The organism is Streptomyces sp. NBC_01298, from assembly GCF_035978755.1.
In the GTDB taxonomy this organism is placed as follows: Bacteria; Actinomycetota; Actinomycetes; order Streptomycetales; family Streptomycetaceae; genus Streptomyces.
The window spans coordinates 6,639,723-6,661,069 of the sequence record NZ_CP108414.1; the positions used below are offsets into that span (position 1 = coordinate 6,639,723).

The following is a 21,347-nucleotide window of genomic DNA, read 5'->3' on the forward strand; positions in this document are numbered from 1 at the left end:
GGAGCATTTGGGAGGCTTTGCCGCATGCAGCGGATTCTGGTGGTGGACGACGAGCCCGAGGTGCGGGCCGCCGTCGAGGACGGCCTCGCCGTCGAGGGGTACGAGGTGCGCGGCGCGGCCGACGGGCTGGCCGCGCTGTCCGAGGTGGCCCTCTGGCAGCCGGACGCGGTGGTCCTCGACGTGATGATGCCGGTGCTGGACGGGCTCGCCGTCTGCCGGCAGCTGCGGGCGGTGGGCGACCGGACGCCCGTCCTCGTCCTCACGGCCCTGGACGCGGTGAGCGACCGGGTCGACGGGCTGGAGGCGGGCGCCGACGACTACCTGGTCAAACCGTTCGCGCTCGACGAGCTCGTGGCCCGGGTACGGGCCCTCCTGCGGCGGGCCGCCCCCGACGATCCGGCCGGGGGCGCGCCCGTGCTCGCGTACGGGGACCTCGTCCTCGACCCCGCCACCCGCACCGGGCGGCGCGGCGAACGGCCGCTGGAGTTCAGCCGCACCGAGTCGGCGCTCCTCGAACTGCTGCTGCGCCACCCCGGGCAGGTGCTGCCGCGCGAGCTGGTCCTGGAACTGGTGTGGGGCCGGGACTTCGGGCCGGACTCCAACTCCCTGGCCGTCTACGTCGGCTACCTGCGCCGCAAGCTGGAGGCGGGCGGCGAGCCCCGGCTGGTGCACACCGTGCACGGGGTCGGCTACCGGCTGGACGCCGCGTGAGCGGGCGGGGATCCGGCGGGGGACCTGGCGGGGGACCTGGCGGGGGATCCGGGGCCGGCGCGGGGTGGCGGCGCAGGTGGCCGCTGCGGACCCGGCTGGCGCTGGCCGTCACCGCCGCGGTGGCCTTCGTGGCCCTCGGCGTGTGCACGGCCGCCTTCCTCGAAGGGCGCTCCGCGCTCTACCAGCAGCTCGACCTGAGCCTGACCCAGGCCGCCCGGCTCGCCGCGAAGCAGTACGGGGACTCCCCGCCCGGGACCGCCGCCTGGGACTGCCGGTACCTGGCGGCGCCCGCCTGCGTCCAGATCGTCCCGGTCGACCCGCGCAAGGACCCGCGGGGAGGGGAGAACGCCTACCGGATGCCGGTGGCCCCGGCCACCCGGCTGGTGGCCGCCCGGGAACTGGCCCCCTTCTACACGGACATCGTCGTCGAGGGACATCCCGCGCGGATGCTCACCACCGACTTCCTCAAGGACCGGGCCCTCCAGGTCGCGGTGCGCTCCGACTCGGTGGAGACCGGCATCGACCGGGCCGCCCGCCGGCTCGCCGTCACCGCCGCGGGCGGAGTGCTGCTCGCCGCGCTGCTCGGGTACTGGGTCGCGCGGACGGGTCTGGCGCCGGTCACCCGGCTCACCGCCACCGCCGAGCGGATCGCCGCCACCCGGGATCCGAGACACCGGATCGAACTGCCGGCCCCCGGGCACGGCCGCGAGGACGAGATCACCCGGCTGGCCGGGAGCTTCAACACCATGCTCGGCGAGCTGGAGCAGTCCGTCACCGCGCAGCGGCGGCTCGTCGCGGACGCCTCGCACGAACTGCGGACCCCGCTGACCGCGCTGCGCACGAACGCGGAGCTGCTGGCCCGCGGGGACCGGCTGACGGCGGAGCAGCGGGAACGGGCCTCGCTGGCGCTCGGGAGGCAGCTGCGGGAGGTGACGGGGCTGGTCAACGACCTGATCGAGCTGGCCCGCGACGAGGAGCCGCAGCTGCTGGTGGAACAGGTGCGGCTGGCTCCGCTGGTGGAGTACTGCGTGGGGGCCGCGCGGGCGCACTGGCCGGGGGTGGCGTTCCGGGTACGGGGGCCGTCCCGGGAGGAGGCCGTGGTGGTGGCGGGAGTGCCGGCGCGGCTGAGCCGGCTGCTGTCCAACCTGCTGGACAACGCGGCGAAGTTCAGCCCGGCCGGGGCGGAGGTGGAGGTGACGCTGGGCGTCCGGGGGGACGGTGGGGCGGAGGTGACCGTACGGGATCACGGGCCGGGGATCGCGGCGGGGGACCTGCCGTACGTCTTCGACCGGTTCTACCGGGCGGGGGCGGCGCGGGCCCTGCCGGGGTCCGGGCTGGGGCTGGCGATGGCTCGGCAGATTGCGCGGGCGCACGATGCGGAGCTCGTCGCCGAGGGTGCCCCGGGTGGGGGCGCGCTGTTCCGGCTGGTCTTCGCAGCTCCCGGCTGACGCCCGGCCTGGTCCCGGCCCCGCGGAGTCCCCGCTGCGACCTTTGCCGCTGCGCGGGCGGAGTTCCCCTACCCGCCCTTCGCCCGTTCCCCGGGCTCTGCCCGGACCCGGTCCTCAAACGCCGGACGGGCTGGGGAGGGGCCCCGGGCTGTGCCCGGACCCCCTGGGGCTCCGCCCCAGACCCCGCTCCTCAAACGCCGGAGGGGCTGGATTTCGGTGGGAGGGATGCCTCCGTGGTGGCGATGTGGGGGAGGGCGTACGGGTGGTGGGTGGTCAGCCAGGTGATCAGGCGTTCGCGGACCGCGCAGCGGACGGTCCAGACGGCGTCGCCGTCCTTCGCCGTGACCACCGCGCGGACCTGGATGGTGTGCGGGGTGGTGTCGGTGACGGCCAGGGAGCCGGTGCGGCCGTCCCATTCCGGGATGGTCTTGAGGATCCGCTGGAGTTCCTCGCGCATCAGGTCCACCGGGGCGCTGTGGTCCAGGTGCCAGAAGACGGTGCCCGTCATCTGCGCGCCACCGCGCGACCAGTTCTCGTAGGGCTTGCTCGTGAAGTACGACACCGGCATCGTGATCCGGCGCTCGTCCCAGGTGCGGACCGTGAGGAAGGTGAGGGTGATCTCCTCGACCGTGCCCCACTCCTTGTCCACCACCACCGTGTCCCCGATCCGGACGGTGTCGCCGAAGGCGATCTGGAGGCCGGCGAAGAGGTTGCCGAGGGCGGCCTGCGCCGCGATGCCCGCCACGATGCCGAGCACGCCCGCCGAGGCCAGCATCGAGGTGCCGACCGTCCGCATCTCGGGGAACGTCAGGAGCATCGCGCCGAGGGCCACCACGATCACCACCGCCGTGACCACCCGCTGGATGAGGGTGACCTGCGTGCGGACCCGGCGCACCCGGGCCTGGTCGGAGGCGTCGGCGGCGTAGCGGGCGTACGTGGAGTCCACGATCGCCGTCGTGATGCGGATCAGCAGCCACGCGGCCGCCGCGATCAGGACCAGGGTCAGCACGTGCCCGGGGCCGTCCGCGCGCCGGCGCACGGCCTGGAGCAGGGACGCGGCCAGGACCACCAGGAACGGCGGGCGGCAGCGGCGCAGCAGCCCCCACAGCGGGGTCTCGCTGTGCCGGGCGTCGGCGCGGCGCAGCAGCAGGTCCAGCAGCCAGCCCGCGAGCAGGGTGATGGCCAGGGTGCCAGCGACGGCCGCGATCGGGCGCAGGAAGGAGTCCGTGTCCATGCAGGCCAACGTAACCGGAGGGGGTCGCTGGAAACTGGCACGATGGGGGCATGAACATCATGCTTTTCCATTCGACGTACGGGCTGCGGCCCGCCGTGCGGGAGGCGGCCGACCGGCTGCGCGCGGCCGGGCACCAGGTCCAGGTGCCGGACCTCTTCGAGGGACGCACCTTCGAGACCGTCGAGGAGGGCATGGCCCACCGGGACGCGATCGGCCGTGACGAGCTGCTGAAGCGGGCGGTCCTGGCCTCGGCCCCCTATTCCGACCAGGGCCTGGTCTACGCGGGCTTCTCCTTCGGCGGCTCGGTCGCCCAGCACCTGGCGCTCGCCGACGAGAAGGCGCGCGGGCTGCTGCTCCTGCACGGGACGGCCGACCTGGAGGAGAACGCGTACGTCGACGAGCTGCCGGTGCAGCTGCACATCGCCGACCCGGACCCCTTCGAGCCGCACGACTGGCTGACGGCCTGGTACCTGCGGATGCGCAAGGCCGGAGCCGACGTGGAGGTCCACGGCTATCCGGGGGCCGGGCACCTGTTCACCGACCCGGGGCTGGACGACTACGACGCCGAGGCCGCGGAGCAGGCCTGGGCGGTCGCCCTCGCCTTCCTCGACGGTATTTAGAGGGCATCCGGACGGTGTTCAGGCGCGGACGCGCGGAAGGGGCCCCGCTCGCGGGGCCCCTTCTTCACGCGTGTGTCGCAACGCCGGTGCGTCAGGCGCGGTACGCCGTCCACATGCTCTTCATGCGGGTCACCTGGCCCGCGGTGAACTGGTACATGCAGGAGTCGTACGTGTAGTCCATGAAGTTGTGGATCGGGTCGACGCCCGCCTTGCTGGCGCAGGTGTCCCGTCCCGTCGGGCACTCGAAGGCCGCGCTCTTCTCGGCCGGGGTGTCCGAGACGGAGTCGCCCGCGCCGTTACAGCCGCCCTGGAAGGTGTGGTAGAGCCCCATCCAGTGGCCGACCTCGTGGGTCGCGGTGTCGCCCTCGTTGTAGTTGGCGGCGGAGCCGCCCGGCAGCGAGGTGTCCAGGACGACCACGCCGTCCATCGACGGCTGCGAGGCGTAGGAGCTGGGGAAGGTGGCCCAGCCCAGCAGCCCGCCGGAGAGGTTGGCGGTGTAGAAGTTGAGGGCGTTCTTGCCGCCCTTGCGCAGGGTGCTCTTCATGGTCTTCTCGGCCGTGGAGCCGGAAGCCAGGTTGTACCAGCTCGCGTTGTCCGTGTAGTCGGTGCCCGCCAGGGTGAACTGGTAGGTGGTGTCGACGTTTCCGGTGCCCTGGCCGGCGTAGGCCGCGTTCAGGACCGCCAGCTGCTTGCTGATGTCGGTGGCCGTCAGCTTTCCGGTGGTGCCGGAGTGGATGACGTGGAAGTACACCGGGATGCTCGTGGCGGCCTCGGCGGCGCGCAGGCTGCGGGGCTGCTTCGAGATCTTGTCCAGCTTCGCCTTGAGCTCGGCGTCCATCGCCTTGGACTGGGCCTCGGTGACCTCGTTCGGCTCGGCCGCGTGCTGGTCCTTCGGGCGCGCCACACGGGCGTTGGCCGCGGCGCCGGAGGCGTCCTCGGCGCACACCTCCGCGCCGGTCTTGGCGGCCGCGACCGTGGTGGGGGCGGCGAGCGGGGTGAAGGCCAGGGTGCCGGTGAGTACGGCGGCACCCATGAGGCGGCGGCGAAGAAGGGGGGATATGCGGGCAAGAGCGCGCACGTGTGCTCCTCGCGAGTGGGGGGTTGAGCGGGAGGGATCTCCTCAGCTGGCGGGAATCTTACGTGCGCATGTCATAAACAGGTCAAGTGGTCTACGTAAAAGATTTGTTGCTTCTGATGACGAAGGGGCACCTGGTCTACGCCAAGTGCCCCTCCGAACCGGAAATCCGGCCGAATGTCAGCGCACCGGCCGGTCCGCCCGCTCGACCTTCTGGGTCCCGTTCAGCGTGCGGTACGAGCGCGCCCAGGCGGCCGTGGCGTCCTGGCGGCGCTTGTCCGAAACCACGTAGTAGTCCATCTGCGAGCGCTCGGCCGTCACGTCCAGCACGCCGTAGCCGTGGGCGTCCATGTCCAGCCACTTCACGTGCCGGTTGGCCGCCTTGATCGCCGTCTCGGCCACCAGCGAGACCGTGTCCGCCGGCACGTGCAGCAGGTCGTCGATGTTGTCGGAGGTCACCGACGTCACCACGAACTCCACGCCCGCCGACCGCGACCACGGGTAGGTGGCCGCCGTCACCGGGACGTCGTTCGCCCAGGCCATGTGGATGTCGCCGGTCAGGAAGACGGTGTTGCGGACGGAACGGTCCGTCAGGTGCCCGAGCAGCTCACGGCGGTCGTCCGTGTACCCGTCCCACTGGTCCACGTTGACCGCGAGGCCGCCCGCGGGCAGTCCGAGCAGCTCGGCGAGGGGTCCCAGCAGGTGCGCGGGCAGCGAGCCGAAGGCCACCGGCGAGATCATCACCGAGGTGCCCACCAGCTTCCAGGTGGCCTGCGAGCCGGCGAGCCCGGCCTTCAGCCAGTCCAGCTGCGCGCGCCCGGTGATGCTGCGCTCCGGGTCGTCCACGGCGCCGCTGCCGATGCCGGCCTGCTGCGAGCGGAAGGTGCGCAGGTCCAGCAGGTGCAGGTCGGCGAGGGTGCCGAAGCGCAGCCTGCGGTAGACGGTGCCCTCGGTGGAGGTGCGCACCGGCATCCACTCGAAGTACGCCTGGCGGGCGGCGGCCGCGCGGGCCGCGAAGGAGCCCTCGGTGGCGGGGTCGTGGTTCTCGGCGCCGCCGGACCAGGTGTCGTTGGCGATCTCGTGGTCGTCCCAGATCGCGATGACCGGGTGTGCCTGGTGCAGGGCCTGGAGGTCGGGGTCGGTCTTGTACTTCCCGTGCCGGGTGCGGTAGTCGGCCAGGGTGAGGATCTCGTGCAGCGGCTCGTGCTGTCGTACGACGTACTTCGCCTCCGGGTAGCCGCCGCTCTTGTACTCGTAGATGTAGTCGCCCAGGTGCAGGACGGCGTCCAGATCGGCCCGCGCGGCCAGGTGGCGGTACGCGGAGAAGTAGCCGGACTCCCAGTTGGCGCAGGAGACCACGCCGAAGCGGACCCCGGCGGGCGCGGTGGCGGCGGCGGGGGCGGTACGGGTGCGCCCGGCCGGGGAGACGGCGCCGCCGGCGGTGAACCGGTACCAGTACGCCGTCTGCGGCCGCAGGCCCCGTACGTCGGCCTTGACGGTGTGGTCGGAGGCGGCGCTCGCGGTGACGGTGCCGCTCGCGACGACCAGGGAGAAGGCCTTGTCCTCGGCGATCTCCCAGCCCACCGCGACGGCCGGGCCCGCGCCGGAGCCCGGTACGGCCGCGGCGGTCGGGGTGACGCGGGTCCACAGCAGGACCCCGTCGGGGAGCGGGTCGCCCGAGGCGACGCCGTGCAGGAAGGAGGGGGCGTCCTCGGTGGCGCCGGTGGCTGCGTGGGCGGCTTCGGCGCCCAGCGCGGCGATCGGGACGAGTGCCGCCGTGGCCGCCGCGGCCAGGACGACCGTACGGCGGCGGGGAGTCGGCACGGTCGCCGATTCCGGGGCGGAGGGGGAGAGTTGACTGGTCACGGACGGGCATATTACTGGCGGGTATCGGATCGGTGCCAGACCCGTGAAAGCAACGGACGGGCGAACTCTGGGAGTTCGCCCGTCCGTCGGGGGTGCCGCGAGGAGGAGGAGGTCAGCCGGCGATGGCCTTGTCGATCGCCGTCGTGAACGCCTCGGGCGACTGCGGCAGCGGGTCGATCTTCTTGCCGTCCATCTTGAGCGTCGGCGTGCCCGTCACCCCGCTCTTGTCGAAGGTCTTGGACATCTCCAGCGCCCACCGGTCGTAGGTGCCGTCCTCGACCGCCTTCTTGAACTCGGCGTTCCCCTTGAGCGCCGGGACCTGATCGGCGACCGAGAGCAGGTAGTCGTCCTTGGCGAACTTGTCGTCCTTCTCCTCCGGGTGGTTCGCCGCGGAGTAGAGGGCCGTCTTGTACTCCAGGAACGCCTCGGGGCTCACGTTGAGGGCCGCGCCCAGGGCGCTCAGGGCGTTCTTCGAACCGGTGCCGGGGAAGCCCTTGTCCAGGAAGGTGGCGCCGATGAACTGGATCTTGTACTTGCCGGCGTCGACGTCCTTCTTGACCTGCGGGCCGACCGCCTGCTCGAAGCTCGCGCAGACCGGGCAGCGCGCGTCCTCGTACAGCTCCAGGGTCTTCTTGGCGTCGGCCTTGCCGATGACCACCGTGGTGTTGTTCTCGCCCGAGGTGTTCTTCGGCGCGACCAGGGGCGCGTCGGCGGCCTTCTCCCAGGCGCTCGGCTTGCTCGACTGGACGACGGCGTAGCCGACGCCGCCGGCCAGGGCGAGGGCGGCCACGACGCCGCCGGCCACGAACACCTGCCGGCGGATCTTGGCCTTCTTGGCCTGCTGCTCGCGCTCGACGCGCAGCTTCTCGCGGGCCGCCGCCTTGTTCGCCTGGCTGTTGCGTGCGCTCATCATGATCTCCGTGGGGTGTGGCTCCGCGGTGGAGCCGGCTGGAAGGGGGGACTGTCCTCGTACGTCAGGCGCGGGCGAAGGCGCCGTGTGCGCGAGGAGGTCCCCGCCGTCCCACGGAGTGCGCGGGGAAGCGGGTACGGGCCACCGTGCTCCGCAGCGCCGCCGGAGGCGAGAGCCGTAGCGGAGCCAGGGCCCGCGCGGCGCGGGCCGAGGCCATCCGCAGCGGGCGGAAGGCGCAGGCGGACGCCGCGCGCAGCAGCCGGCCGAGCGCCCGCTCCCCGCGGTGCAGCCACAGCGAGGCGAGCAGTCCGACCGATACGTGCGCGCCCAGCAGCAGCCAGGGCGTCCACGGTCCGGGTGCGGGCAGCAGCGCGGCCGGGCCGGCGGGCCCGCCGACCTCGGCCAGCGCACCGCCCACCGGGCTGCCGCCACAGAAGTCGGCGAGCCCCATGGCGCGCAGCGGACCCGAGACGGGGCCGCCCGCGGGGCCGTAGCAGAGGTGCTGGCCGGAGGTCAGGACGGTGTCGGCGGCCAGTTCCAGGGGAACGAGCAGCCCGGCGATGTGGCCGAGGCCCCGCTCGCGTCCGGCCAGGGCGAAGGCGATCGCGAACACCGCGGCGAAGGCCCCTCCCACCAGGGCGGGAGGCAGCGGCGCCCGGGACATCAGGACGTGCGAGCCGGTCGAGAGCAGCACGACGACCGCGCTGAACAGCGCGGCCCGCAGCCCTCGGAGACCCACCCCGGATATGTCCATCGTCGCGAGTGTGCCACGCGTCCCTGTGTGAGCGGGCCCTCGGTCCCTGTCTAGGGGAGGATCCGGCCGTTGCGGAAGAGGTCCACGAAGATCTGGTGGTCGGCGCGGGCCCGGGCGCCGTAGGCGTGGGCGAAGTCCACCAGCAGGTCCGCGAAGCCCTCCTCGTCGGCGGCGATGGCCGCGTCGATGGCCCGCTCGGTGGAGAACGGGACCAGGGTCTGGCCGCTCTCCTGCGCGTCCGCCGCTCCGTGCATGGTCGCCGTGGCCCGGCCGAGGTCCGCGACCACGGCCGCGATCTCCTCCGGGTCGTCCAGGTCCGACCAGTCCAGGTCCACCGCGTACGGGGAGACCTCCGCGACGAGCTGCCCGGCCCCGTCCAGCTCCGTCCAGCCGAGCCACGGGTCGGCGTGCGCCTGCAGGGCCCGCTGGGAGATCACGGTGCGGTGCCCCTCGTGCCGGAAGTACTCCCGCACCGCCCGGTCCGTGATGTGCCGGGAGACGGCCGGGGTCTGCGCCTGCTTGAGGTAGATCACGACGTCGTTCTCCAGGGCGTCGCTGTGCCCCTCCAGCAGGATGTTGTACGAGGGCAGGCCCGCCGAGCCGATCCCGACGCCCCGGCGGCCCACCACGTCCTTGACCCGGTAGGAGTCCGGGCGGACCAGGGATTCGTCGGGAAGGGTCTCCAGGTACCCGTCGAAGGCGGCGAGCACCTTGTACCGGGTGGCCGCGTCCAGCTCGATGGTCCCGGGGCCGGGGGAGAAGCGGCGCTCGAAGTCACGGATCTCGGTCATCGAGTCGAGGAGCGAGAAACGGGTGCGGCGGCGGGCCGCGCGCAGCGCCTCCAGCAGCGGGCCGTCGGCGGTGTCCAGGGTGAAGGCGGGAACCTCTTCGTTCTTGGCCCCGGTCGCCAGTGCGTGGATGCGCTCCCGGTAGGCGGCCGCGTAGATCCGTACCAGCTCGCTGATCTGGTCGTCGCTGAGCGCCTTGGTGTAGCCGAGCAGGGCGACGGAGGCGGAGAACCGCTTCAGGTCCCAGGTGAAGGGGCCGACGTACGCCTCGTCGAAGTCGTTGACGTTGAAGACCAGCCGGCCCTGGGCGTTCATGTAGGTGCCGAAGTTCTCGGCGTGCAGATCGCCGTGGATCCACACCCGGCCGGTGCGCTCGTCGAGGTACGGGCCGCCGTGCCGCTCGCGCTCCAGGTCGGCGTAGAAGAGGCAGGCGGTGCCCCGGTAGAAGGCGAAGGCCGAGGCCGCCATCTTGCGGAACTTGACCCGGAAGGCCGCGGGGTCGGCGGTGATCAGCTCGCCGAAGGCGATGTCGAACACGTCGAGTATCTGCTCGGCGCGCTGCTCGTCGGTCGTCTCGGGAACCGCCATGGCGGGTGCCTCCAGGTGGTGCGGGGTGGATCGCATTTCGGACACTGCCGTTGGGTCGTGCAACGCATGACCGTACCCGTCAGTGCCAGTCTTCTGTCACTGGGGCCACGTAGGATTCATAGCTGCCGCCCCTCTCTCCCCGCCCGCCCGTCACCCGACCGCCGCCCCTCATCGAGGCACTCCGCGCCACTGTGATCTTCAGGAGCCCCCACCGTGACCAAGACGCCGTTCACGCACCTGCACGTCCACACCCAGTACTCCCTGCTGGACGGTGCCGCGCGGCTGAAGGACATGTTCAACGCGTGCAACGAGATGGGCATGACCCATATCGCCATGTCCGACCACGGCAATCTGCACGGGGCGTATGACTTCTTCCACACGGCGAAGAAGGCCGGGGTCACGCCGATCATCGGCATCGAGGCGTACGTCGCTCCGGAGTCCCGGCGCAACAAGCGGCGCATCCAGTGGGGCCAGCCCCACCAGAAGCGCGACGACGTGTCCGGTTCCGGCGGCTACACGCACAAGACGATCTGGGCGGCGAGCTCCACCGGGCTGCACAACCTCTTCCGGCTGTCCTCCGACGCGTACGCCGAGGGCTGGCTGACGAAGTGGCCTCGCATGGACAAGGAGACCATCTCCCAGTGGTCGGAGGGCCTGATCGCCTCCACCGGCTGCCCGTCCGGCGAGCTGCAGACCAGGCTGCGCCTCGGCCAGTTCGACGAGGCCCTGAAGGCCGCCTCCGAGTACCAGGACATCTTCGGCAAGGACCGGTACTTCCTGGAGCTGATGGACCACGGCATCGAGATCGAGCGCCGGGTCCGCGACGGACTGCTGGAGGTGGGCAAGAAGCTCGGCATCCCGCCGCTGGTGACGAACGACTCGCACTACACGTACGCGCACGAGTCGGCCGCGCACGACGCCCTGCTCTGCATCCAGACCGGCAAGAACCTCTCGGACCCGGACCGCTTCCGCTTCGACGGCACCGGCTACTACCTGAAGTCCACGGAGGAGATGTACGCCGTCGATTCCTCGGACGCCTGGCAGGAGGGCTGCCGCAATACCCTCCTGGTGGCCGAGCAGGTCGATACCACCGGCATGTTCGAGGCCAAGAACCTCATGCCGAAGTTCGAGATCCCCGAAGACGGCTACACCGAGATCACCTGGTTCAAGGAGGAAGTGCGGCGCGGCATGGCCCGCCGCTACCCGGGAGGGGTCCCCGAGGACCGGCAGCGGCAGGCCGACTACGAGCTGGACGTCATCATCCAGATGGGGTTCCCGGGCTACTTCCTCGTCGTCGCCGACTTCATCATGTGGGCCAAGAACCAGGGCATCGCCGTGGGCCCCGGCCGTGGTTCCGCCGCCGGCTCGATCGTCGCGTACGCCATGGGCATCACCGACCTCGACCCGATCACCCACGGCCTGATCTTCGAGCGGTTCCTGAACCCCGAGCGCGTCTCCATGCCCGATGTCGACATCGACTTCGACGAGCGCAGGCGCGTCGAAGTGATCCGGTACGTGACCGACAAGTACGGCGACGACAAGGTCGCCATGATCGGCACCTACGGAAAGATCAAGGCGAAGAACGCCATCAAGGACTCGGCCCGGGTCCTCGGCTACCCGTACGCCATGGGCGACCGGCTCACCAAGGCCATGCCCGCCGACGTCCTCGGCAAGGGCATCGACCTGAACGGCATCACCGACCCCTCGCACCCGCGCTACGGCGAGGCGGGCGAGATCCGGGCGATGTACGAGAACGAGCCGGACGTGAAGAAGGTCATCGACACCGCCCGCGGCGTGGAGGGCCTGGTCCGCCAGATGGGCGTGCACGCCGCCGGCGTGATCATGTCCAGCGAGCCGATCGTCGACCACGCCCCGGTCTGGGTGCGGCATACGGACGGCGTGACCATCACGCAGTGGGACTACCCGCAGTGCGAGTCGCTCGGCCTGATCAAGATGGACTTCCTGGGCCTGCGCAACCTCACGATCATGGACGACGCCGTCAAGATGGTGAAGGCCAACAAGGGGATCGACCTCGACCTCCTGGGCCTGCCGCTCGACGACCCCAAGACCTTCGAACTGCTCGGCCGCGGCGACACCCTCGGCGTCTTCCAGTTCGACGGCGGGCCCATGCGCTCCCTGCTGCGCCTGATGAAGCCCGACAACTTCGAGGACATCTCCGCCGTCTCGGCCCTGTACCGGCCGGGCCCGATGGGCATGAACTCGCACACGAACTACGCCCTGCGCAAGAACAAGCAGCAGGAGATCACCCCGATCCACCCGGAGCTGGAGGAGCCGCTCAGGGAGATCCTCGGCGTCACCTACGGCCTCATCGTGTACCAGGAGCAGGTCCAGAAGGCCGCCCAGATCATCGCCGGGTACTCGCTCGGCGAGGCCGACATCCTGCGCCGCGTGATGGGCAAGAAGAAGCCCGACGAACTGGCGAAGAACTTCGTCATCTTCGAGGCGGGCGCCAAGGAGAAGGGCTTCAGCGACCAGGCGATCAAGGCGCTGTGGGACGTCCTGGTCCCCTTCGCCGGCTACGCCTTCAACAAGGCCCACTCGGCCGCGTACGGCCTGGTCTCCTACTGGACCGCCTACCTCAAGGCCAATTTCCCGGCCGAGTACATGGCGGGCCTGCTCACCTCGGTCAAGGACGACAAGGACAAGTCCGCGATCTACCTGAACGAGTGCCGCCGGATGGGCATCAAGGTGCTCCCGCCGAACGTGAACGAGTCGGAGCCCAACTTCGCCGCCCAGGGCGACGACGTGATCCTCTTCGGCCTCACGGCCGTGCGCAACGTCGGCACCAACGTCGTGGAGTCGATCATCAAGAGCAGGAAGGCGAAGGGGAAGTACTCCTCCTTCCCCGACTTCCTGGACAAGGTCGAGGCCGTCGTCTGCAACAAGCGCACGGTCGAATCCCTGATCAAGGCCGGCGCCTTCGACGAGATGGGCCACACCCGCAAGGGCCTGGTCGCCCACCACGAACCGATGATCGACAACGTGGTCGCCGTCAAGCGCAAGGAGGCCGAGGGGCAGTTCGACCTCTTCGGCGGAATGGGTGACGAGGACGCGAGCGACGAGCCCGGCTTCGGCCTCGACGTGGAGTTCTCCGACGTCGAGTGGGAGAAGTCCTACCTGCTCGCCCAGGAGCGCGAGATGCTCGGCCTCTACGTCTCCGACCACCCGCTCTTCGGCCTGGAGCACGTCCTGTCCGACAAGACGGACGCCGGTATCTCCCAGCTCACCGGCGGGGAGCACGGCGACGGCGCGGTCGTCACCATCGGCGGCATCATCTCGGGCCTCCAGCGCAAGATGACCAAGCAGGGCAACGCCTGGGCCATCGCCACCGTCGAGGACCTGGCCGGCTCCATCGAATGCATGTTCTTCCCCGCGACCTACCAGCTCGTCTCCACGCAGCTGGTCGAGGACACCGTCGTCTTCGTCAAGGGCCGGCTGGACAAGCGCGAGGACGTCCCCCGGCTGGTCGCCATGGAGATGATGGTCCCCGACGTCTCGAACGCCGGGACCAACGCCCCGGTCGTCCTCACCATCCCCACCGTCAAGGTCACCCCGCCGATGGTGACCCGGCTCGGCGAGATCCTGCGCCACCACCAGGGCAACAGCGAGGTCCGCATCAAGCTCCAGGGGCCGCGCACCACCACCGTGCTCCGGCTCGACAAGCACCGGGTCAAGCCGGACCCGGCGCTCTTCGGCGACCTCAAGGTGCTGCTCGGCCCGTCCTGCCTGGCCGGCTAGGCACCTGCCCCACCCCGCATGCGGAAGGCCCGCCCCTGTCGACGGGGGCGGGCCTTCCGCATGCGGGGTGGAGGCGTCAGTTGTGGCCGAACTTCTTTTCCTTGCGCTTGCCGGCCATCTGCAGCGGGCTCGGGGCCGCCGGGGTCGAGGACGAGGACGAGGAGTCCATCGAGCTCTTCGCCGGATCCTGTGCGGCCGAGCGCTCTTCGGACTTGGCGGGCTGCTGGCGGTTCTTGTTCTTGGCCATGGGATGCCTCCGTGGGGGGTGTAGGGGCCAGGGCCGCCTTCACACTCACACAGCGCCGTAAACGGCGCATTTTGGATCATTACCGCGCGTAGTCGGGGCTCCTGCCGGGGGACTCCGGGAGATACGCCACGCCGATGATCGAGTTCCGGCCGTCAAGGCCGTTGCCGTCGGGCAGACTCGTGGAAACCGCGAAAGACACAGAGGACCCCCAGGGAAGAGGGTGGTACGCGTGGACCGCTGCGTCGTCCTGGTGGACGCCGGCTATCTGCTGGGCGCCGCCGCGAGCCTCCTCGCAGGAGAGCCGTCCCGCTCCCGGATCACCGTCGACCATGCGGCGCTCATCCAGGGCCTGCGCGAACGCGCCGAAGCCGACACCGAGCAGCCGCTCCTGCGGATCTACTGGTTCGACGGCGCACCCGACCGGGTACCCCAGCCCGAGCACCGGCGACTGCGCGTCATGCCCCGCGTCACCGTCCGCCTGGGCGCCCTGACCCGCAGCGACGGCCGCTGGGCCCAGAAGGGCGTCGACGCGGCCATGCACGCCGAGCTCACCGAGCTCGCCCGCAACCGGGCCTGCTCGGACGTCGTGCTCGTCACCGGCGACGGAGACCTGCTGCCCGGCCTGATGTCCGCCAAGGAACACGGGGTCGCCGTCCACCTGTGGGCCGTCCAGGCCGCCGACGGGGACTACAACCAGTCCGAGGACCTCGTCGCCGAAGCCGACGAACGCCGCGTCCTGGACCGCACCTGGATCACCCGGGCCGTCCGCGCCCGCGACCTCACCGGACTCTGCGCCCCCGCGCCCGCCCCGCGCCCCGAGATCGCCGCCATCCTCTCCGCGCCGCTGCCCGAGGCCGCCCTCGCCGAGGCCGCCCGCGGCAGCGGCGACGGAACCCGGCCCGCGGCCCCCGTGGAGCCGGAGGAGGGCGGCGTACCGGCCGCCTCCGGGGCCGCCACCGCCAACGGCAAGACCGTCCCGACCCCCAAGGACCTCGCGGGCGCCCTGCGCGCCCCCGGCACCGCCGCGCCCGCCCCCGGGCCCGGCCAGGCCCTCGGCGGGGCCCCGGCGGGCAGCGCCCTGCGGTGGTCCTCCGACAAGGGCTGGGTCGACCGCGCCGGGCCGCTCGGCGAGCCCGCCGAGACCGCCTCGCTGCCCACCCTCGCCCAGCTCACCTCCGCCGAGCAGCGCTGGGCGGACCGCGAGGAGGACATCACCACCGTCGGCGGCGACCCCTTCGAGGTCGGCCAGGTGTTCGCCCGGCGCTGGATGGAACGGCTCCCGGAGACCGTGCACCTGCAGAAGCTCGCCACCATGTACCCGCGGATCCCGCACCGGATCGACGGGGAGCTGCTGCGCTACGCCGCCCGCTTCGGGCTCCTCGCGCACAAGGACGACCAGATCGACGAGCACGACCGCTACGCCATCCGGGCCGGCTTCTGGCGCGAGATCGACGTACGGGCGGCCGCGGAACACGTGGCCGGCGGCGGTCCGGTCGCCACCCCCGGGGCTCCCGCGGCCCCGGTGGCGGCCCCTGTGGCGGTGGCCCAGGCGGCCCCGGCAGCCGAGTAGGGGCCGCAACCCCGTAGGCTGCTCCCTCGTGAGTACGGGGACAGCACAGGCGGATACGGACACGGCAGGGCCCGCGGGACCGGCTTCCGACGTGGTCTGCGCGGTACGCGACCTGGTCAAGACGTATCCCGCGGTACGAGGACGGCGCGGGGCCCCGGCCCTGCCCGAGACCCGTGCCACCGACGGGATCTCCCTGGACGTGCGGCGCGGTGAGATCTTCGGGCTGCTCGGCCCCAACGGCGCCGGCAAATCGACCCTGGTCCGCCAGCTGACCGGCCTGCTGCGGCCCGACTCCGGCTCCGTGACCCTGCTCGGCCACGACCTCGTACGCCACCCCGACCGCTCCGCCCGGCTGCTCTCCTACCTGGGCCAGGAATCCACCGCCCTCGACGAGCTCACGGTCTCGCTGGCCGCCGAGACGACCGGCCGGCTGCGGGGCCTCGGCCTGCGCGAGGCGCGGGCCGCCCGGGACTCCGTACTGGAAGAGCTCGGCCTGACCGGCATCGCCGGACGCCCCCTGAAGAAGCTGTCCGGCGGGCAGCGGCGCCTCGCGTGCTTCGCCGCCGCGCTGGTGGGGGAGCGGCCCGTCCTGGTGCTCGACGAGCCCACGACCGGCATGGACCCGGTGGCCCGGCGGGCCGTCTGGGCCGCCGTCGACCGCCGCCGCGCCGAGACCGGGGCCACCGTGCTGCTGGTCACCCACAACGTCATCGAGGCCGAGACCGTCCTCGACCGGGTCGCCGTCATCGACCAGGGCCGGGTCATCGCCTGCGACACCCCCGCCGGGCTCAAGGCGGCGGTGTCCGGCGAGGTCCGGCTCGAACTGGTCTGGCGTACCGCGCCGCCGCTGGAGCTCCCGGAGGTCGCCGCGCTCGCCGCCGCGGCCACCGAGTCCGGTCGGCGCTGGGTGCTGCGGCTCGGACCCGACGAGGCGCGGGCGGCGGTGGCCGCCGTGACCGGCGGCCCGGCGTTCGCCGCCCTCGACGATTTCACGCTGGCCACGCCGAGCCTGGAGGACGTGTACCTCGCCCTGGGCGGACGCACCTCGAAGGGACTGGTGAAGGCGTGAGCGCCACCGCCGCCACCACGGCCACGGCCGCCGCCGACAGCGCCGCCGACGCCGTCGCCGCACCTGTCACCGCCGCCGGCGTACTGGCACCCCGCGCCCGGTTCTTCCCGGCGCTGGCCGCCGTCTACCGGGCCCAGCTGTCCCGCGCGCGGGTCTCGCGGATCCCGCTGCTGTTCGTGGCCACCTTCCAGTCCGTCGGGATCATGATCCTGATGCGGGGCGTGGTCGACGGGGGCTCCGAGGCGCGGGCCGTCGTCGCCGGTTCCTCGGTGCTGGTCGTCGCCTTCGTCGCGCTGAACCTGCTCGCCCAGTACTTCGGCCAGCTCCGGGCCAGCGGCGGGCTCGACCACTACGCCACCCTGCCCGTGCCGCCCGCGTCCGTGGTGCTGGGCGCGGCCGCCGCGTACGCCTCCTTCACGCTGCCCGGCACGCTGGTGACGGCCGTCTTCGGCAGCGTGCTGTTCGGGCTGCCGATGGGCGGACTGTGGATCCTGGCCGCCGTGGTGCCGCTGGCCGGCGCCGCCCTCGCCGGGCTCGGCGCCGCGCTGGGCCTGCTCGCCCCCCGGCAGGAGCTGGCCACCCTCGCCGGACAGCTCGGCATGTCGGCGGCCCTGCTGCTGGGCGTGCTGCCGCCCGAGCGGATGCCGGACGTCATCGTCTGGGCGCGGGACCTGCTGCCGTCCACGTACGGCGTGGAGGCGTTCGCGCGGACCTTCGAGCCGCACCCCGACTGGACGGCGGTCCTCCTCGACCTCGGCGTGTGCGCGGGGGTGGGCGTGCTGTCCCTCGCCGTCGCGACCTGGGCCTACCGGCGGGCAGCGGTCCGCTGACGCCCGCCGGAGGGCAGGGCGGCGCCGATCGTTAAATCAAACACTTCCTGGCACGATGTGGGGGTGACCGAAGCCGTGACCCCCTATGACAAGCCCGACCAGCCGCCGTCGGAGCCGTCTTCCGCCCCGGCCGCCGAGCCCGCGTCCGAGCCCGCCTTCTCCCCGTCCGACATCCGCGACGGGGCCGCCATCGCCCTCGTGCTCGGCGTGGCCGGCGTGCTCCTCGGGCTGCTGTGGGTCTGGCTCGCGCCGCGCGTCCAGTACGTCTCCAACGGCGAGGCGGTGTTCCTGCGGGACACCGAGAGCGAGGCGCGGATCGGGGCCGACGGAACCTTCCTGCTGCTGTCCGTCGCCTTCGGCGTGCTGAGTGCGGTGGCCGTGTTCCTGTGGCGCCGGAGCGGGGGCGCGGCGCAGGTCGTCGGGCTCGCGGTGGGATCGGTCTTCGCCGCGCTGGTCGGCTGGCGGGTCGGTCTGTGGCTGGGGCCGTCCTCGGACCTGGTCGCGGTCGCCCGGAAGGCGGGGAAGGGCGTCCCCTTCGACGCTCCGCTGGAGCTGCTCGCGCACGGCGCGCTGCTCGGGTGGCCGATGGCCGCGGTCGTCGTCCACCTCGCGCTGACCGCCCTGTGGGGGACGCGGGATCCGGCGCCGGAGCTCGGGCTGTGGCCCTCCGGGTATTACCAGGCCCCTGCGGGCCCCGGCCCCGCCGTGTCCCCGGACCCGTCCGGTACGGAGCCTCCGCGCGCGTAGGCCGAGCGGCCGGTGGGTGAGCCCTGCGGGGCTGTCCCCTACCCGCCCTTCCACCGTTCCCCGGGCTGCGCCCGGACCCCGCCTGGGGCTCCGCCCCAGACCCCGCGCCTCAAACGCCGGCGAGGCTGGATTCATCCAGCCCCGCCGGCGTTTCACCCGCGGGCGATCGGAGACGTTTCGGCTGCTGTCAGGGCGGCCAGGGTGGACGGGGCGAGTTCGACCTCCAGGCCGCGGCGGCCCGCCGAGACGCAGATCGTGGGGAAGGCCGAAGCCGAGGCGTCCAGGACCGTGCGCAGGCGCTTGCGCTGGCCCAGGGGGGAGATGCCGCCCAGGACGTAGCCCGTGGTGCGTTCCGCCAGTGCCGGGTCGGCCATCGCCGCGCGCTTCCCGCCCACCGCGGCGGCCAGGGCCTTCAGGTCGAGGCTGCCCGAGACCGGGACCACGGCGACCACCAGGGAGCCGTCCACGTCGGCGAGGAGCGTCTTGAAGACCTGCGCGGGGGAGACCCCGAGGGCCTGGGCCGCCTCCTCGCCGTAGGACGGGTGGGCCGGGTCGTGTTCGTAGGCGTGCACGGTGAAATCGGCGCCGGCCGCCGTCAGGGCCACGATCGCCGGAGTGCCCGCCGGCTTCTTCTTCGCCATGGGTCCTTCGTCAGTTGGGGCTCGTCGGCGCGCGGGTGAGGTCCACGGCCGGGAGCGAGGGGAGGTGGCGGATGACGGCCGTCTCGGTGCGCAGCAGCTTCAGCTCCTCCGCGAGGCGGGTCGCCGTGTCCGGGGCCTGGAGGAGGCGCTGCTTCGCCGGGATGTCCAGCACCGCGGCGGCCGCGACCAGGTACGAGACCACCGACGGCTCGTCGGGGAGGTCCATGCCCGTCAGGGATCGTTCGCGGGCTCCGGCGAGGCGCTTCTGATAGGTGCGGAACGCCCGCAGCACGCCCTCGGCCAGCGCGCCCGCGCCGTCGCCCGCATCCTCCGGGAGCTCCTCCAGCTCCGCCACGAGGAACGGGCCGGACGCGTCGACCGACAGCAGCCGCACCCGGACGGTGCCGGTGGCCATGACCTCGAAGCTGCCGTCCTCGCGCTCCCGGATGGAGGCGGCGTCCGCGATGCAGCCCACCCGGTGGAAGGCCTGGACCGGGTCCGCTCCGAAACCGGCGGCCGGGCCGCGCTCGGGCACGGCCGTCTGGTCGGGCAGGCCGGGCGCGGTCGGGGCGACCTCCCGGCCGTCGCGGATCGCGACGACCGCGAAGCGGCGGGGCTCGTCCTCTCCCGCCTTCAGCAGCTCGCGCATCATGGCGCGATAACGCTCCTCGAAGATGTTCAGCGGGAGGACGAGTCCCGGGAACAGCACCGAGTTCAGCGGGAAGAGGGGCAGGCGAACGGTGGTCACGAGGCACAGGGTAATGGCCGGGGCCGGGGGGTGGTCACCCCCGCCTCAGGACGCGGGAGGCGCCCGCCGCGACCGTGGTGGCCAGGATCCAGCCCAGGATGACCAGGGCGGCCGTGCCCCACTGCCAGGCGCCCCGCAGAATCCACTGGTCCTGCTGGCCCAGGTCGACCACCGGCAGCAGCAGGTCCAGGGCGAACAGCACCGGGTTCCAGTCGGGGTGCTCCTCCGCCTTGAGCGGCGGGGGCTTGCCGTGCACCTCGAAGAGCACGGCCCCGGCCGCCCACAGCACGGCCATCCACAGCGCCGCGCGGCCCGGCCGGTAGCCGTAGACCACCGTCCAGTCCTGGAGGTGGCCCCACGCGCGCAGCGCCGGCGGCAGCGTCGCCCGCCGGCGCCGCTGTTTGGCCAGCAGCACCCCGCGGGCGTCCGAGTCCTCGCCGGAGGCCCGCAGGACCGCGGCGAGCCGCTCGTACGGTTCCGGGGAGTACTCGGGGGTGGCCGCCTCGATCCACTCCAGCCGGCGGGCCGGCGGGAAATCGCCCCGGGGCGCGAGGTTCTCGTAGGCGAAGCCCTCGATGGACAGCCGGCCCGGGCGGGCCGGCCAGCTCGTGGCCGTGTCCACGAGCTTGACCACCCGCGAGCCCGACAGCACCACCCGCCCCAGCTCGGGGCGCTCGCCCACGAACCGCAGCTCCGGGGTGTGGATGCGGCGCAGCGAGACCTCCTGGTCCTCCGTGAGGGTGAACCGGGCCCCGTAGAAGTCCACGGCGTCCCCGAAGCGGCCGTCGTCCAGCCGCAGGCCGCCCCGGCATTCGAAGTGCTGCGCGGGTCGGCCCCGCAGCGGGGTGTGGCCCAGCCCGTAGGGGGGAGTGGAGGAGCCGGAGCCGCCCGAGACGTAGTCCAGGGCGATGGAGGTCAGGTAGAGCGTGCGCTCGACGGTGAGCTGCGGCGCGTTCAGCGCCCGCTTCCCGGCCGGATTGCTCAGGCGGGCCCCGCGCAGGCTCATCGAGACGCCGACCTTGGCGCCGCGCAGGCTCAGCTCCCCGTAGGTCTGGAGCAGCTCGCCCTGGAAGTCCTGGGCCACCGACATGCCGTCGGCGGCCAGGGCCCGTCCCTTGGCGTCGCGCCGCACCACCGCCTCGCTGATCAGCAGGTCGGTGCCGATCTGCGCGTCGGTCAGCCGGATCCCGCGCGCCACCCGGCAGCGCGCCAGGTGCAGATCGCCCTCGGTGTGCAGCCGGGCCGCGTCCAGCCGGGGTATCGCGCAGTTGACCAGGCGCAGGGTGCCGAAGCGGGTCTCGGAGAGCTGCACCTCGCCGTCGAAGCGGCAGGACTGGAGCTCCACGTACGGGGTGACCGTGCCCCCGGAGAGGTCGAGGCGGCCCGTGATCCGTCCGCCGCGCAGCTTCAGGGAGGCCACCCGGCCCCGCACCGGGCCCGGCCCGTGGAGCAGCAGCAGGGCCACCACGGCCGCGCGGACGCTGCGCTCGGGGCCCCAGACCCGGTCGGCGTGCGGATCGTCCCGCTCGGCGGTGCGGGTGCTGAGATCGCAGACGCTGCCGGTCCGGTACGCGTCCCACATGAGCCGCTCGGGGCCCGTGAGATCCTCGGGTTCCCCGTCCGGGCGTGCTTCGGCCATGGCGGCCCCCCTCCGCTCGTCCGCGCGGACACCACCGCGCCTACCGGCAACGCTAGAGGGCCGCTGTGACATCGGAAAACGTCCGTGGCCTGTATCAGCCAGT

The 21,347-nt window shown here is 72.4% G+C and carries 18 protein-coding genes; 8 read left to right on the forward strand and 10 right to left on the reverse strand.

Annotated features, from left to right (window positions below; genetic code table 11):
• The first annotated feature begins 24 nt into the window (after window positions 1-24).
• Window positions 25-711 carry a response regulator transcription factor gene (locus OG730_RS30165; protein WP_327307184.1) on the forward strand — a complete coding sequence of 229 codons (687 nt, stop codon included), beginning with the start codon at window positions 25-27 and terminating at the stop codon, window positions 709-711.
• Window positions 708-2,159, forward strand: a complete 1,452-nt coding sequence (locus OG730_RS30170; RefSeq protein WP_442815054.1) for a sensor histidine kinase — start codon at window positions 708-710, stop codon at window positions 2,157-2,159. Before OG730_RS30165 ends, OG730_RS30170 begins: the two co-directional genes overlap by 4 nt.
• 190 nt (window positions 2,160-2,349) lie before the next feature.
• Here OG730_RS30170 and OG730_RS30175 read toward each other — a convergent pair whose 3' ends face one another.
• The gene (locus OG730_RS30175) at window positions 2,350-3,393 is read right to left on the reverse strand and encodes a mechanosensitive ion channel family protein (protein WP_327307185.1); all 1,044 of its coding nucleotides are present in this window, start codon (window positions 3,391-3,393) and stop codon (window positions 2,350-2,352) included.
• 50 nt (window positions 3,394-3,443) lie between these two features.
• Here OG730_RS30175 and OG730_RS30180 point away from each other — a divergent pair, with 50 nt between their 5' ends.
• Complete coding sequence (locus OG730_RS30180; protein ID WP_327307186.1) at window positions 3,444-4,013, forward strand: dienelactone hydrolase family protein; 570 nt, start codon at window positions 3,444-3,446, stop codon at window positions 4,011-4,013.
• A gap of 91 nt (window positions 4,014-4,104) precedes the next feature.
• Here the strand turns inward: OG730_RS30180 and OG730_RS30185 are convergent, their stop codons facing one another.
• The 5 genes from OG730_RS30185 to OG730_RS30205 form a co-directional block, all read right to left on the reverse strand.
• Entirely contained in the window at window positions 4,105-5,046 is a 942-nt protein-coding gene (locus tag OG730_RS30185; protein WP_327309482.1) for a zinc metalloprotease, read from the reverse strand.
• Window positions 5,047-5,268: 222 nt separating this feature from the next.
• Window positions 5,269-6,954: an alkaline phosphatase D family protein gene (locus tag OG730_RS30190; RefSeq protein WP_327307187.1), complete on the reverse strand. Its 1,686-nt coding sequence runs from the start codon at window positions 6,952-6,954 to the stop codon at window positions 5,269-5,271.
• 112 nt (window positions 6,955-7,066) lie between these two features.
• The gene (locus OG730_RS30195; RefSeq protein WP_327307188.1) at window positions 7,067-7,864 is read right to left on the reverse strand and encodes a DsbA family protein; all 798 of its coding nucleotides are present in this window, start codon (window positions 7,862-7,864) and stop codon (window positions 7,067-7,069) included.
• A gap of 64 nt (window positions 7,865-7,928) precedes the next feature.
• Complete coding sequence (locus OG730_RS30200) at window positions 7,929-8,618, reverse strand: hypothetical protein (protein ID WP_327307189.1); 690 nt, start codon at window positions 8,616-8,618, stop codon at window positions 7,929-7,931.
• A gap of 50 nt (window positions 8,619-8,668) precedes the next feature.
• Window positions 8,669-9,994 carry a DUF2252 domain-containing protein gene (locus OG730_RS30205; protein WP_327309483.1) on the reverse strand — a complete coding sequence of 442 codons (1,326 nt, stop codon included), beginning with the start codon at window positions 9,992-9,994 and terminating at the stop codon, window positions 8,669-8,671.
• A 213-nt stretch (window positions 9,995-10,207) separates the two neighbouring features.
• Between OG730_RS30205 and dnaE the strand changes: the two genes are divergently transcribed.
• The gene (gene dnaE / locus OG730_RS30210) at window positions 10,208-13,753 is read left to right on the forward strand and encodes a DNA polymerase III subunit alpha (RefSeq protein ID WP_327307190.1); all 3,546 of its coding nucleotides are present in this window, start codon (window positions 10,208-10,210) and stop codon (window positions 13,751-13,753) included.
• A gap of 76 nt (window positions 13,754-13,829) precedes the next feature.
• On the opposite strand, the gene OG730_RS30215 is transcribed toward dnaE, so the two are convergent.
• Window positions 13,830-14,000: a hypothetical protein gene (locus OG730_RS30215; protein WP_327307191.1), complete on the reverse strand. Its 171-nt coding sequence runs from the start codon at window positions 13,998-14,000 to the stop codon at window positions 13,830-13,832.
• Window positions 14,001-14,220: 220 nt separating this feature from the next.
• Here OG730_RS30215 and OG730_RS30220 point away from each other — a divergent pair, with 220 nt between their 5' ends.
• The 4 genes from OG730_RS30220 to OG730_RS30235 all read left to right on the forward strand — a co-directional run bounded on the left by OG730_RS30220 (window position 14,221) and on the right by OG730_RS30235 (window position 18,216).
• Complete coding sequence (locus OG730_RS30220; RefSeq protein ID WP_327307192.1) at window positions 14,221-15,570, forward strand: NYN domain-containing protein; 1,350 nt, start codon at window positions 14,221-14,223, stop codon at window positions 15,568-15,570.
• A gap of 28 nt (window positions 15,571-15,598) precedes the next feature.
• Complete coding sequence (locus OG730_RS30225; protein WP_327307193.1) at window positions 15,599-16,639, forward strand: ABC transporter ATP-binding protein; 1,041 nt, start codon at window positions 15,599-15,601, stop codon at window positions 16,637-16,639.
• Entirely contained in the window at window positions 16,636-17,469 is an 834-nt protein-coding gene (locus tag OG730_RS30230; protein WP_442815056.1) for an ABC transporter permease, read from the forward strand. Before OG730_RS30225 ends, OG730_RS30230 begins: the two co-directional genes overlap by 4 nt.
• 63 nt (window positions 17,470-17,532) lie before the next feature.
• A complete protein-coding gene (locus tag OG730_RS30235; RefSeq protein ID WP_327307194.1) occupies window positions 17,533-18,216 on the forward strand; it encodes a hypothetical protein in 684 nt (227 codons plus the stop codon).
• A 152-nt stretch (window positions 18,217-18,368) separates the two neighbouring features.
• Here the strand turns inward: OG730_RS30235 and ybaK are convergent, their stop codons facing one another.
• The 3 genes from ybaK to OG730_RS30250 are packed head-to-tail and all read right to left on the reverse strand — an operon-like array spanning window position 18,369 to window position 21,244.
• Window positions 18,369-18,857, reverse strand: a complete 489-nt coding sequence (gene ybaK / locus OG730_RS30240) for a Cys-tRNA(Pro) deacylase (protein ID WP_327307195.1) — start codon at window positions 18,855-18,857, stop codon at window positions 18,369-18,371.
• A gap of 10 nt (window positions 18,858-18,867) precedes the next feature.
• Complete coding sequence (locus tag OG730_RS30245; RefSeq protein WP_327307196.1) at window positions 18,868-19,605, reverse strand: LON peptidase substrate-binding domain-containing protein; 738 nt, start codon at window positions 19,603-19,605, stop codon at window positions 18,868-18,870.
• A 34-nt stretch (window positions 19,606-19,639) separates the two neighbouring features.
• Window positions 19,640-21,244, reverse strand: a complete 1,605-nt coding sequence (locus OG730_RS30250; RefSeq protein ID WP_327307197.1) for an oxidoreductase — start codon at window positions 21,242-21,244, stop codon at window positions 19,640-19,642.
• Between the last annotated feature and the right edge of the window lie 103 nt (window positions 21,245-21,347).